The following is a 12,953-nucleotide window of genomic DNA, read 5'->3' on the forward strand; positions in this document are numbered from 1 at the left end:
TAGTGAAATATGACGGCCCGCATTCTTGTTGTTGACGATGTACCCGCAAATGTGAAGCTGCTGGAAGCGCGGTTGACGGCGGAATACTACGAAGTCGTGACCGCTACCGACGGCTATGCGGCGATCGATATTTGCGAGACCAGCAACGTCGACGTCATCCTGCTCGATATCATGATGCCCGGCATGGACGGCTTCGAAGTTTGCCGCAGGCTGAAATCGAGTCCAGCGACTGCCCACATTCCGATCGTGCTGGTCACCGCGCTCGACGGCGAGAAGGATCGTATCACCGGCCTCGACCTCGGCGCGGATGATTTTCTGACGAAACCGGTGAACGACCTGCAACTCCTCGCGCGGGTGAAAAGCCTGGTAAGGCTGAAGAACCTGACTGACGAACTGCGGCTTCGGGTGGCGACGACGCGCGATGTCGGGCTCGAAACGATTCTGCGCTTCCCGGGCAAGGACGGTGGCAACAAGAAAGCGCGCGTACTGCTCATCGACGAGCGGCTGGAAAGCGCCGAGCGCATCCAGTCGATCCTTGGGGTAACTGCGGTCGTTGATGTCCAGATTGACCCGCAGACCGGCTTCTTCGATGCGATACAGGGCAACTATGATTGCTTGGTCATATCGTCCAATCTGTCCGATTTCGATCCGCTGCGCATTTGTGCCCAGCTGCGTTCGCTCGACAATACGCGCTCGCTGCCGATTATCCTTATCGCCAGACCGGGGGAGGAGACCTTGATCCGCCGCGCCCTGGAGCTTGGCGTCAATGACTATGTAATGCGTCCGCTGCATCCCAACGAACTTTTGGCGCGGCTGCGGACGCAGTTGCGACGCAAGGCCTATCATGACGGTCTTCGCGCGAGCGTCGTCAAGACCTACGAAATGGCGGTGACCGATAGCCTGACTGGCTTGCACAACAGGCTTTATCTTGAAACGCATCTGGCAACGCTGTTCAAGCGCGCGGTGGAGCGGCGTCGGCCGCTGTCGGTGCTCATGACCGATATCGACCGCTTCAAGCTGATCAACGACACGCACGGCCATGATGGCGGCGATGAGGTGTTGCGCGAGTTTGCCAAGCGCCTGCGCCGCAATGTTCGCGGCAGCGATCTTGCCAGCCGTTACGGCGGCGAGGAGTTCTTTATCGTCATGCCGGACACGGATACGTCAATTGCTGCCGTCGTCGCCGAGCGTATCCGGCGCGAAGTCGCCTCCACACCGTTTCCAGTCAACAAGAATGCGATCAGCGTGCCCGTGACGATCAGTGTCGGCATTGCCAGCGTGCTGCCGACCGGTGACAGCGTGTCAGCGCTCCTCAAGCGCGCCGACGACGCGCTTTACGATGCCAAGGCCGCCGGCCGCAACCGTGTTGTCTCAGCCGCCGCCTAGTACGCCTCTATCCGAACAAGAACACCCAGTTGCAAACAAAAATGCCGCCCTGGGGCGGCATTTTGATGATCTGGATGACCCAAGATTACTTGATCTTGGTTTCCTTGAATTCAACGTGCTTGCGCGCAACCGGGTCGTACTTGCGGAAGGACATCTTCTCCGTCTTCGTACGGCTGTTCTTGCTCGTGACGTAGAAGAAACCGGTGTCAGCGGTCGACAGAAGCTTGATCTTGATATTCGCAGCCTTAGCCATTTCAGTTTACCTGTTCTGATTGTTGAGGACCGCTATTCAAATCCAGCAGCGTGGCTATAAGCGGAAATTCGGCCGGACACTTAACCGAATGGCGCCGAAAGTCAAGCCCACTCGATTGGCTCACGGCACACTTCCTGCAAATCGACCCAACGCGCGCGGTTGTCGTCATCATCGGTAAGTGCCCGCTGTTCGAGTGCATGCTCGGACGCATATGCGTGCCGGGTGGCAGCTTTTCAAATGACGAAATGGCGAAATTCCATTAAAGGTACCTGCTTGACACACGCTTAAGTTGAAACTGGCAATTGCAACTGGCCCGGGGCGCGATTCGCGGTTTGAGCCCTCCCATCGGGATCATTGTTTAGCGGAGAATTTTACCAATGAAAGTTTCACTTCTGACTGTCGCCATGATTTTTGCAATACCCGGTCTCGGCTCGGCCCAGAGCAATTGCGGCGATCTGACCAATCAGACGGAAATGAACGTGTGCGCCGGGAAAGCTTATGCAAAATCCGACGCCGAATTGAACAAGCTCTACAAGGAGATCGAGGCGCGGCTCAAAGACGACACGGACACGACAAAGCTTCTTGTTTCAGCGCAAAAGGCATGGGTGGCCTTCCGCGATGCCGAATGCAATTTCTCGAGTTCACGCGTATCTGCCGGTACCGTATATCCGTTTGTCTCCAGCTCGTGCCTAGACGGCATGACACAAATGCGCATCGAGAACCTGAAGGGCTATCTCAAATGTACGGATGGCGATCTGGATTGTCCGGTGCCGGCGGCAAACTGACGGGGTTAGGGGCGGGTTGAGCGTGGCTGAAACGCAATGCCGTCACCTTTGTTACTCGCGCACTACCAGTCTCCGGTGCCAGACTGGCTCATGACCGCATCGATTGCCGCGCGAAATAGGCGCGGCATTGCCAGGATCAGGAGGAATTAACATCATGGCTTCATCTATCAAAGGCGGCAGCGCCAGCGGCACGACCGGAATGCATACGCCGTCAGTCGTATCGCCCCAGGAGTGGGAAACGGCGCGCGAAAAGCTGCTCGTCAAGGAGAAGGATCACACAAGGGCACGCGACGCCCTTGCTGCCGAGCGCCGGCGCATGCCATGGATGTCAGTCGACAAGGAATATGCTTTCGAAGGACCTGAGGGCAAGGTCAGCCTGCGCGACCTGTTCGATGGGCGCCGGCAGCTGATCGTCTATCGCGCCTTTTTCGAACCCGGCGTCTTTGGCTGGCCGGAACATGCCTGCAGGGGCTGCTCGATGGTGGCCGATCAGGTCGCGCACGTTGCCCACCTCAATGCTCGCGACACGACGCTTGTATTCGTCTCGCGCGCGCCCCAGGCAGATATCGCACGCCTGAAGGAGCGAATGGGCTGGGAGATGATACCCTGGGTCACGGTCACCGACGCGTTCGATGCGGATTTTGGCGTCGACGAATGGCACGGAACGAACGTCTTCTACTGTGACGGCGATCGCATCTTCCGAACATATTTCATCAACAATCGCGGCGACGAGCAGATGGGGGGTACCTGGAACTACCTCGACATCACGCCGCTTGGCCGGCAGGAAGTCTGGGAGGATTCGCCCCAGGGCTATCCGCAGACGCCCACCTACAAATGGTGGAACTGGCACGACGCCTATGTGCCGGACGCCGCGCCTGACAAGAAATGGGTCGAAGTCTCAGATGCCGGCGAGGCGGCGTTCCGCAACCAGGAATGAAGCGGTAGATACAAAACTGGTCTCCGGGATTCAGTCCCGGCGAGCCAGAAGCCTCGATCCGACGAGAAGCGCGTAGAAGGCAAAGAAGACGGCGAGGGTGATCGAAAAGCCTTTGGGCCCAAGGACATCCATGCCGGCGCCAACCGCCTGCGGTCCGACCAGCATGCCGACCGCGTAGCAGAAAACGAACGCAGCATTGGCGGAGGCGAGTTCACGGCCGGTCAGTTGCGATCCGAGATGCGCGAGCCCGACCGTGTAGAGGCCGGCAACCACGCCGCCCCAGACGAAAAGCAGGGCGGCGACGATGTACCAGTTGCTCGAAATGAACGGCAGAATGCACATGCCGGCAAGCCCGATCAGGGCGCAGCCAAGCAGGATCTTGCGGCGATCGTTGACGTGATCGCTGAGAAGACCGATGGGAATCTGCAAAAGAACGTTGCCGAGCCCGATCGTCGTGAGCAGCAGGGCAGCATTGGCTTCGCTATAGCCTATGCGCGAGCCAAATACCGGGAATAGGGCGAAGCCTCCCGTTTCGACCGCGCCGAACACGAAGACCGCTGCCGTGGCAGTCGGGACTGCCCAGATGAATGGCGCAAACGGCACATGTTCTTCTTCCTTGAAGTCGGGGCTGTCGTTCCATGCGAGAAGCACGGGCAGTATCGCGAACAGAATGATGCCGAAGCCGACCGCGAAAGGCATGATTCCCGTGCTGCCGATGCGCGAAAACAGCCAGGGGCCAAGCGCAAATCCCATCGAAAGTACGGTGGCATAGATGCCGAGTACCAGACCGCGCTTCTCGGGCGGGGCTGCCGCATTGATCCAGTATTCGGACAGGATGAACAGCATCGTCAAGGCGAAGTGCAGGAAGACACGCAGCACCATCCACATCCAGAAGTCGGTGAAGAAATGAAATCCGACAAAGGAGAAGGCGCCGATAAGAAGCATTCCGATCAGGGTTGGTACGACACCGAATCGGGCTGCGATCGGAGCTGCGAAAGGCGCGGCGACGATGGACGCAATGCCGGCGACCGCCGCATTCAGGCCGATCATGGTTGCCGAATGACCTCGACTTTCCAGAATGACGCTGAGGAGCGGAATACCAAGACCAATGGCAACGCCAACGGCGCTGATGGTAGCAATGGCGGCGACGAGTGCGCGCCAGTGGGTCTGAACCTTCACCTGTTCAGCCGTCTGCATTGAATCCATGAATCAAAAGACCTCTCGGACGAATCGTCCATATTTCATGCGGTATTGAATAAGGGCATTGCCGGGCGTCAGCGACGGATTCTCGCCGAGGAGATTCTCCGCCTCCTTGATGATCAACCGGGTAATTTCGGGAATGTCGAGTTGCCTTGCCTGCGCGAAGGGAAGCCAGCAAAGCTCCTCGAGTTCCTGAGACGGACCGGTCGGCTCGGGGAGCGTATCGGCGACGGCGTCGCGAAAAGCAAGGAAGAATCGCGTATCGAACCGGCGCGAGCCGCCGGGGGGCGTGGTCGCCCTCGCAAAATATCGAAGGAGGGACAGGTCCGGGATGATCCGGCGCTCCGAGAATGCCGCCCAGTCCGGATGCTTGATCAAAGACGGATCGTCATGCCGGCGCCCGAGGAGAAGACCGGCCTCTTCATAGGTTTCGCGGATCGCCGCAAGGGCGAGAGCCCGGCAGCGCTGAAGGCTGGGCCTGCTGCCCATGCCACCGAGAAGCTTCGCCTGATCGGCCTCCGCAAGTTCCGAAAACGCAGATACCCGCCCATCGAACACTTCGGTGCGGCCGCCGGGAAACACGAATTTTCCGGGCATGAAGACGTGCCGCATGTGGCGCTTGCCCATGAGGATCCGCAACTCTGGACCCGAGCGGTCGACGAGCAAAAGCGAGGCAGCATCGCGGGGCCTTATGCGGGCCGCGCGCCGCTTGTCAGCGGCCGAGGCTTCGTGGTTCTGGCTGTTCACCGCCATGAGGTCACTGGTCCGATGGTTCCAGATCGTCGGTCTCGCCGCCGAAGCCATGCATGTAATTTGCCCACTGCAGGCCGATGATCGCACCCTTGATCGGCTGAAGCAGGGCAATCGACATGATGATGGTCAAGGGCACCCAGATCGCGAGGTGCACCCAGTTGGACAGGATAAAGAGGGTTTCGACTGCGAGGAACCCGCCGAGGACGGCGTGTCCGACAATCGTGATGGTGATGTAGGCGGGAAAGTCGTCGGCGCGCTGGTGGGTAAAGTCTTCGCCGCACACCGAGCAATTGTCGACGGACTTGACGAATGCACGGAAGAGCTTGCCTTCGCCGCAATTGGGGCAGCGGCAGCGAAAGCCCCGCCACATTGCCTGTCCCACGGGACGAACGGGCCGCGTCTCGCCAGTGCCTGCGCCAAACGTCTGTATCGTCGTCATCCTCTGCCTCTTCGCCCTCCGCGCGAGACGGTGGATGGGCGCTTCTGGTTTCCGCGCACGAAGCGCTTTGCCTTGTGATGCGAGCGTACCCCGCTTGGTACGGGGTGAGGCTCGGAGAGCATTTCGAACCGCAATGCGCCCGCTACGGGCAATGCTTCTACCAGCCGGACTTCGACGACATCGCCAAGTCTGAAGCCTTTTCCACTTCGTTCGCCAGAGAGGGCATGGTTGGTTTCGTCGTAAAGATAGTAATCATCACCCAAAGTTGAAATGGGAATAAAGCCGTCGGCACCATATGTCGCAAGCGAAACGAAAAGCCCCGACTTGGTTACGCCCTGCACGCGGCCCTCGAAACTCGCGCCGACCTTGTCGGCAAGATAGTGCGCGATGAGGCGATCCACCGTGTCGCGCTCGGCGGCCATGGCGCGCCGCTCCGCCGTCGATATAAGCGCGGCAATTTCCGCAAGATCGGCTTCTTCCTTCGGCGTGATGCCGTCCGAACCAAGACCGAGCGCCGCGATCAGCGCCCGGTGGACGATCAAATCGGCATAGCGGCGGATCGGGGACGTGAAGTGGGCATAACGATGCAGATTGAGACCGAAATGCCCAATGTTCTCAGGATTGTATTCGGCTTGCGACTGGGATCTGAGCACTACCTGATTGACCAGTTCCTGGCTTTCGCTGCCTTCCACCCTTTTCAATATGTTGTTGAACTGGTTCGGGCGCAGCTCCGCACCGCGCGCCAGCGAGATATCGAGCGTGCGCAGAAATTCCCGCAGCGTCTCCTGCTTTGCCAGCGACGGCGCATCATGGATGCGGAAAATCAGCGGCTGCTTCTTGCGCTCGAGTGTTTCTGCGGCGGCCACGTTGGCCTGGATCATGAATTCTTCGATGAGCTTGTGTGCGTCGAGTCGCGGCGGCACGACGACCTTGTCGACCTTACCCTCCGGCGTCAGCAGAATCTTCTTTTCCGGAAGGTCGAGTTCGAGCGGCTCGCGCGCATCCCGGCCGCGCTTCAGGACGCTGTAAGCGTCCCATAGTGGTCGCAGGATGGTGTGGAGGATCGGCTGCGTCTTCTCATCCGGGGAACCGTCTATCGCGGCCTGGGCCTGCGGATAGGCTAGCCGCGCGTGCGAGCGCATCATGATGCGGTGGAAACTGTGCGATACCTTCTTGCCTTGCGCGCTGAAAATCATCCGGACAGCGAGGGCAGGGCGATCGACCAGTTCCTTGAGCGAGCAAAGATCATTTGAGATGCGCTCGGGCAGCATGGGCACCACCCGGTCGGGGAAATAGACCGAGTTGCCGCGCTTCAGCGCTTCACGGTCGAGCGCGGAGCCCGGCGTCACATAGGCGGCGACGTCGGCTATCGCGACGGTGACGATATAGCCACCGGGGTTCTTCTCGTCGGTGTCGGGCTCGGCATAGACCGCATCGTCGTGGTCCTTGGCGTCGGCCGGGTCGATCGTCACCAGTGGAACCGCGCGCCAGTCCTCGCGATGCTGCATTGTCGCAGGTTTTGCCTTCTCTGCTTCGGCGATGACGCTGTCTGGAAATACGTGCGGTATCTCGTGCTCGTGGATCGCTATCATCGACAGGGCTTTTTCACTGGCCACTGACCCGATGACTTGCGTGATCCGGCCCAATGCGAGCCCATACCGACTGACCTTCAGGACCTCGACTTCAACAAGGTCGTTCGGCTTGGCATTGTTGAGCTGCGCCGGATCGATGGAGAGCTCTACCTGGCGACGCTCGACGGGCTCGAGCCGCCATTCGCCATTGTCGAGCTTGCGCAGGACGCCGAGCACTGCATCCTTGCGATGTTCGATCCGCTTGATGACGCGCGCCGTATAGGCATGGCCCGATGCATCGGCGCCATGAAAGATGCGCGCAAGGACCCGATCACCGACGCCAGGGACAGGACCTTTCTGGTTCCGCGAGGCGCGAATGAAGACAACCGGCGGGCGATCATTATGATTGGGGTCCCATTCCGCGGGCCTGGCAATGAGTCCGCCGTCGCTTTCCCGCCCGGTGATATCAAGAACGGCCACATTGGGAAGGCTGCCGGGGAGAGCGAGACGCTTGGCACGCTTTTCGACGAGGCCGTCGTCGGCAAGATCACGGAGAATGTCCTTCAGGACAATCCGCGCCTCGCCCTTGAGATTGAATGCCTTGGCAATATCGCGCTTGCCGGCAAGGTCCGGATTTTCCTTGATAAATGCAAGAATCTCATCCCGGCTCGGCAAGAAGGATTCGCGCTTGGCTTCTGCGGAACTGGCAGGCCGCTTTTTTCCGCTGGGTGGAGAGATACGGCGTGCCAATTCAGCTTCCTAACTTGCCTTTTTCGCCGCAACCTTTTTGGCCGCCGGCTTCTTGGCAGTCTTTTTGGCGGTGGGTTCCTTCTTGGCGGCAGCCTTGCGCACCGGCGCCTTCTTGCCGCCCTTGGAGCCCGCTTTTTCCGCAATCATGGCAAGCGCTTCTTCGACCGTAACGACAGCCGGATCCTTGCCCTTGGGCAATGTCGCATTGACCTTGCCCCAATTGACGTAAGGGCCATATTTCCCGTCGCGCACAGTGATCGGACCGCCATCAGGATGATCACCTAGCTGCTTGAGCGCTGCGGGTGTTCCCCTGCCGCGACCCGGACCCTTCGCCTGCTTTTCAGCAAGAACAGTCACGGCGCGGTTGAGCCCGATAGAGAATACGTCCTCGGCGCTTTCGAGATTGGCATAGGTGCCGTCATGGGCGATATACGGGCCGTACCGCCCGATGCCTGCCGAAATCATCTTGGCGGTTTCGGGGTGCTGCCCGACATCACGCGGCAGCGACAACAGAGCCAGCGCTTTCTCGTGGTCGATCGTTTCGAGCGTCCAGCCCTTGGGCAGGCTGGCGCGCTTGGCTTCCTTGCCGTCGCCGCGCTGAATGTAGGGTCCGAAGCGGCCGCTGCGTGCTGTGATGTCCTCGCCGGTATAGGGATCCTTGCCGAGAAGCTTTGGCTCGTCGCCGCTATTGCCGTTCTCGTTTGCCGCCTCACTGCCGCCGAGCTGGCGCGTGAACTTGCACTCGGGATAGTTCGAGCAACCGACGAAGGCTCCGTACTTGCCAAGCTTCAGCGAAAGATTGCCCGTTCCGCACACCTGGCAGATGCGCGGATCGCTGCCGTCTTCACGCGGCGGGAAGACGAGCGGACCGAGTTCCTCATTGAGCGCGTCGAGAACGTTGGTGACCCGCAGTTCCTTGATACCATCGACGGACCCGAAAAAATCGGTCCAGAAATCGCGCAGGACATCCTTCCACTTGAGCTTGCCGTCGGAGATTTCATCGAGCTTTTCCTCAAGGTCCGCCGTGAAATCATATTCGACATAGCGCTTGAAGAAGCTTTCCAGGAAGGCGATCACAAGCCGGCCCTTGGCCTCGGGGATAAGTTTGCGCTTCTCGACCGCAATATATTCGCGGTCGCGCAGTGTCGTTATCGTTGCCGCATAAGTGGACGGGCGGCCTATGCCGAGCTCGGTCATCTTCTTGATGAGCGTTGCTTCCGAATAGCGCGGCGGTGGTTCGGTCGAGTGTTGGCTGGCTTCGATCTTCTCGCGGGCGAGGGCCTCGCCAGCCCTGATCTCGGGCAGGCGGGCGCTGTCTTCGTCGACATCCTCTTCCTCGCGGTGATCGACATAGGCTCCGAGGAAACCGTCAAAACGGACGACCGAACCTGTCGCACGCAATTGCGCCAGGCGGGAACCGTTCCGCGCCTCGATGTCGACGGTCGTACGCTCGATGTCGGCCGATTGCATCTGGCTCGCGATAGCGCGCTTCCAGATCAATTCATAAAGCCGCGCCTGATCATCATCGAGGAACTTGCGCATGTCCTTGGGATGACGATTGAAGTCCGTCGGGCGGATGGCTTCATGAGCCTCCTGCGCATTCTTCGCCTTGGTCGAATAGTAACGCGGCTTCTCCGGCACATATTTGTCGCCGAAGACGCGCCCGATGGTCTTGCGTGCTGCCTGCACCGCTTCCGGATCCATCTGAACGCCGTCAGTACGCATATAAGTAATGAGACCGGCAGTTTCCCCGCCAAGGTCCATGCCTTCGTAAAGACGCTGGGCGATCTGCATCGTGCGTGAGGAGGAAAAGCCCAATTGTCCGGATGCTGCCTGCTGCAAAGTGGAGGTGGTGAAGGGCGGTCCGGGACTGCGCTTTATCGGCTTTGCTTCAACGGCGGTCGCCTTAAACGAAGCGCCTTCGAGCATGGCGCGAATCTCGCCGGCCTGTTCGCCATTCTTGATGTCGAGCTTGCCGAGCTTCTTGTCGTCGATTGCTACGAGGCGCGCTTCAAAGAGGTCGTTGCGCGGCGTCTTCAAGTGCGCTGCGATCGTCCAGTATTCTTCGCGAACAAACCGTTCGATCTCGGCTTCGCGATCCGCGACGAGCCGCAGGGTGACGGACTGGACACGTCCAGCCGAACGGGCGCCGGGCAGCTTGCGCCAAAGCACGGGCGAGAGGGTAAAGCCAAACAGATAGTCGAGCGCACGGCGGGCGAGATAGGCATCGACCAGCGGCATATCGATATCGCGGGGGTTCGCAATGGCCTCGAGCACCGAATCCTTGGTAACCGCGTTGAATGCAATACGTTTTACCGCCTTTGTACCAATTGCCTTCTTTTGCTGCAGCACCTCGAGCACATGCCAGGAGATCGCCTCACCCTCGCGATCAGGGTCGGTCGCAAGAAAGAGCGTGTCGCTCTCCTTCAATGCCTTGATGATATCGCTCAGCCGCTTTGACGATTCGGAGCTTACTTCCCAGGACATCGAGAAATCATTGTCGGGGAGGACCGAGCCGTCCTTGGCAGGCAGATCGCGCACGTGGCCGAACGAGGCCAGGACCTTGTAGCCCGGGCCAAGATATTTGGTGATTGATTTGGCCTTGGTAGGCGATTCGACGACGACGAGATTCATTACGGATTCGAGCTTTCTGCCCTTGTCTGATTAAAGAAGTGCCGGTTTCGCACCGGTACAGAAGTCTGTGAAATGAACAGGCTTCTGCGCAACGTCAAGGTCTGGGCTTCAAAAATCGACAATTGCAACCACGGGTTGCTCAACGAGCTAATACAATTAATGGTATTGTCGTTTGCGGTGCAAGAGCCCCGGAGATTTTTGGCCGGTTATTTGATGTGTACGTGTGCAAAGTATAAAAAACAAGGACTTAAGTAGCTATACATTAAGCGATTTCTGGTCAAATATAGCGCCATTTCAGCATGGGCTTTTTCAAGGATGTAATTATGAGCGAAAGCAAAATCAATCCAGTCGAGAACGTCAGATTTATTCAGCAGATGCTCGGTGAGCTCCGCACGATGGCCCAAAACACCCGGTTGGACATGTTGGCCTACCTCATCGAGATCGCCTACATCGAGGGCAGCGACCAGCTGCGCCGCCACACGGGGTCGGACTCAGGAATAAACCAGCGAAACATATCCGCCTGAGTGGCGTTGCAAACGTCCGGCAAGATCGAGCTCAAGCAGAATCAGCATGATCAGGGAAGGATGCAGTCCACTCGCACGGATCAGCTCATCGATTTCGGTCGGAACAGGCCCAAGGAGGTTGACCACGCGGTCGCGGTCGCTTTCATCAGGTGGGTTGAGCGAAGGGAAATCGATTTCCGGCGCGAGGAAGGCGGGCGGGTCGGCGATCGGTCGATCGACAAGCGGTGTGAGGCCGTCGATCACATCCTGCGTGCAGGTTGTCACCGTCGCGCCATTCTTCAGAAGATCGTTGGTGCCCTTGGCCCTCGGATCGAAAGGTGAGCCCGGAACGGCGAAAACGTGCCGTCCCAGTTCGCCGGCAAGCCGGGCGCTGATGAGCGAACCGGATCGTTCTGCAGCTTCCACCACGACGAGCCCCAGGGACAGTGCGGCGATGATTCTGTTGCGCCGTGGAAAATCCCGCGCACGCGGCTCCCAGCCGAAGGGCATTTCGCTGATGGCAGCGCCGTGTCGACCGGATATGGCTGCGTAAAGGTCAAGATTTTCCGGCGGGTAGGGCATGTCCAGTCCGCCTGCCATGACCGCGACGGTTCCATGGTCGAGGCTTGCCTCATGGGCGGCGGTATCGATGCCGCGCGCCAGGCCGGAGATCACGGCGAAACCCGCTTGTCCGAGGTCTCGCGCAAGCATGCGGGCAAATTTGAGACCCACCAGCGAGGCGTTGCGGGCGCCGACGATAGCAACCGGCGGAAGCCGGAAAACGTCAGGATTGCCCTTGATTGCCACGAGGGGAGGCGGATTATCGCATTTCCGCAAGTAGCGCGGATAGTCGGGTTCGCCGATCCCGACGAAGCGCGCACCGGTTTTAGCTGCGGCTTCCATTTCGCGCATGGCATCCTCGACCGGAGCGATCCGAATCGGGCGGTGCCCGCCACCGCGCCGAACGAGTTCGGGAAGCATTTCCAATGCGGCAGCGGCTGATCCGCAATGGGCTATGAGATCGCGAAAGGTCGCGGGGCCGACATTGTCGCTTCGGAGCAAACGGAGCCAGGCCAGCCGCTGGCTGTCAGAAAGGCGGATGCCTTTCGCGGCGTCGTTCACCCTTTAGATCCGATCTTGCCCTCATTGCCGGCGACGAGACGCTGGATATTGGCGCGGTGCTTGATGAAGACGCTGACGGTAAGGATCAGGAACAGCACGGCTATCTGGTGCAAGCCTATAATATAAAGTGCGATCGGGACAATCGCGGCCGCGACAAGAGCGGCGAGTGACGAGTAGCGCGTGGCATAGGCCACGCCAAGCCAGACTGCGGCAAAGATCAATGCACCCTGCCAGAACAATCCGAGCAGAACGCCCAGATATGTGGCGACGCCCTTGCCGCCCTTGAACTTCAGCCAGACTGGAAAAATATGGCCGAGGAACGCACCGAGGCCCGCTGCGATTGCCGCTTCCGGACTGGCGATCCCGGCGATCAGCACGGCGGCCGTTCCCTTCAACATGTCAAGGAGCAGGGTGGCCGCTGCCAGCTTCTTGTTGCCCGTGCGCAGCACATTCGTGGCGCCAATATTGCCCGAACCAATGCTGCGGACATCTCCGAGCCCTGCCATGCGCGTCAAAATCAGGCCAAACGGGATGGAACCCAGCAGATAGCCGAAGGCCAGTGCAAAGAGAAGAAGCGGAACGCCTGCTGGTCCGCCTGAAAAATCCGACATGCAACGCCC

The 12,953-nt window shown here is 59.3% G+C and carries 12 protein-coding genes; 4 read left to right on the forward strand and 8 right to left on the reverse strand.

Annotated elements, in window-relative coordinates:
* The first annotated feature begins 9 nt into the window (after nt 1–9).
* On the forward strand, nt 10–1,386 hold the full coding sequence (locus BM074_RS13175) for a PleD family two-component system response regulator (protein WP_091922562.1): 1,377 nt from the start codon (nt 10–12) through the stop codon (nt 1,384–1,386).
* Between the two features lie 85 nt (nt 1,387–1,471).
* On the opposite strand, the gene rpmG is transcribed toward BM074_RS13175, so the two are convergent.
* On the reverse strand, nt 1,472–1,639 hold the full coding sequence (gene rpmG, locus BM074_RS13180; protein ID WP_008122896.1) for a 50S ribosomal protein L33: 168 nt from the start codon (nt 1,637–1,639) through the stop codon (nt 1,472–1,474).
* A 377-nt stretch (nt 1,640–2,016) separates the two neighbouring features.
* Here rpmG and BM074_RS13185 point away from each other — a divergent pair, with 377 nt between their 5' ends.
* Nucleotides 2,017–2,424: a lysozyme inhibitor LprI family protein gene (locus tag BM074_RS13185; RefSeq protein ID WP_091922564.1), complete on the forward strand. Its 408-nt coding sequence runs from the start codon at nt 2,017–2,019 to the stop codon at nt 2,422–2,424.
* 154 nt (nt 2,425–2,578) lie between these two features.
* A complete protein-coding gene (locus tag BM074_RS13190; protein ID WP_091922565.1) occupies nt 2,579–3,361 on the forward strand; it encodes a DUF899 domain-containing protein in 783 nt (260 codons plus the stop codon).
* Between the two features lie 30 nt (nt 3,362–3,391).
* Here BM074_RS13190 and BM074_RS13195 read toward each other — a convergent pair whose 3' ends face one another.
* From BM074_RS13195 to topA, 5 genes are read right to left on the reverse strand one after another with little or no spacing between them, the layout of a single operon-like run.
* Nucleotides 3,392–4,567 (reverse strand): MFS transporter, encoded by a 1,176-nt coding sequence (locus BM074_RS13195; RefSeq protein ID WP_091922567.1) that lies wholly within the window; start codon nt 4,565–4,567, stop codon nt 3,392–3,394.
* Nucleotides 4,568–4,570: 3 nt separating this feature from the next.
* Nucleotides 4,571–5,314 carry an NUDIX hydrolase gene (locus BM074_RS13200; RefSeq protein WP_091922569.1) on the reverse strand — a complete coding sequence of 248 codons (744 nt, stop codon included), beginning with the start codon at nt 5,312–5,314 and terminating at the stop codon, nt 4,571–4,573.
* A gap of 4 nt (nt 5,315–5,318) precedes the next feature.
* A complete protein-coding gene (locus BM074_RS13205; RefSeq protein ID WP_091922571.1) occupies nt 5,319–5,753 on the reverse strand; it encodes a DUF983 domain-containing protein in 435 nt (144 codons plus the stop codon).
* Nucleotides 5,750–8,074: a ribonuclease R gene (rnr, locus tag BM074_RS13210; RefSeq protein WP_091922573.1), complete on the reverse strand. Its 2,325-nt coding sequence runs from the start codon at nt 8,072–8,074 to the stop codon at nt 5,750–5,752. Before rnr ends, BM074_RS13205 begins: the two co-directional genes overlap by 4 nt.
* A gap of 9 nt (nt 8,075–8,083) precedes the next feature.
* Nucleotides 8,084–10,708, reverse strand: coding sequence for a type I DNA topoisomerase (topA, locus tag BM074_RS13215; protein WP_091922575.1), 2,625 nt, complete (start codon nt 10,706–10,708; stop codon nt 8,084–8,086).
* 323 nt (nt 10,709–11,031) lie between these two features.
* Here topA and BM074_RS13220 point away from each other — a divergent pair, with 323 nt between their 5' ends.
* Nucleotides 11,032–11,232 (forward strand): hypothetical protein, encoded by a 201-nt coding sequence (locus BM074_RS13220; RefSeq protein WP_081815942.1) that lies wholly within the window; start codon nt 11,032–11,034, stop codon nt 11,230–11,232.
* On the opposite strand, the gene dprA is transcribed toward BM074_RS13220, so the two are convergent.
* On the reverse strand, nt 11,200–12,333 hold the full coding sequence (gene dprA, locus BM074_RS13225; protein WP_091922576.1) for a DNA-processing protein DprA: 1,134 nt from the start codon (nt 12,331–12,333) through the stop codon (nt 11,200–11,202). The genes BM074_RS13220 and dprA overlap by 33 nt on opposite strands.
* Nucleotides 12,330–12,944, reverse strand: a complete 615-nt coding sequence (gene plsY / locus BM074_RS13230; protein ID WP_091922578.1) for a glycerol-3-phosphate 1-O-acyltransferase PlsY — start codon at nt 12,942–12,944, stop codon at nt 12,330–12,332. The genes dprA and plsY overlap by 4 nt, the downstream gene beginning before the upstream one ends.
* Nucleotides 12,945–12,953 lie beyond the last annotated feature (9 nt).

It is taken from the genome of Phyllobacterium sp. CL33Tsu (assembly GCF_900113985.1).
Classification (GTDB): Bacteria; Pseudomonadota; Alphaproteobacteria; order Rhizobiales; family Rhizobiaceae; genus Phyllobacterium; species Phyllobacterium pellucidum.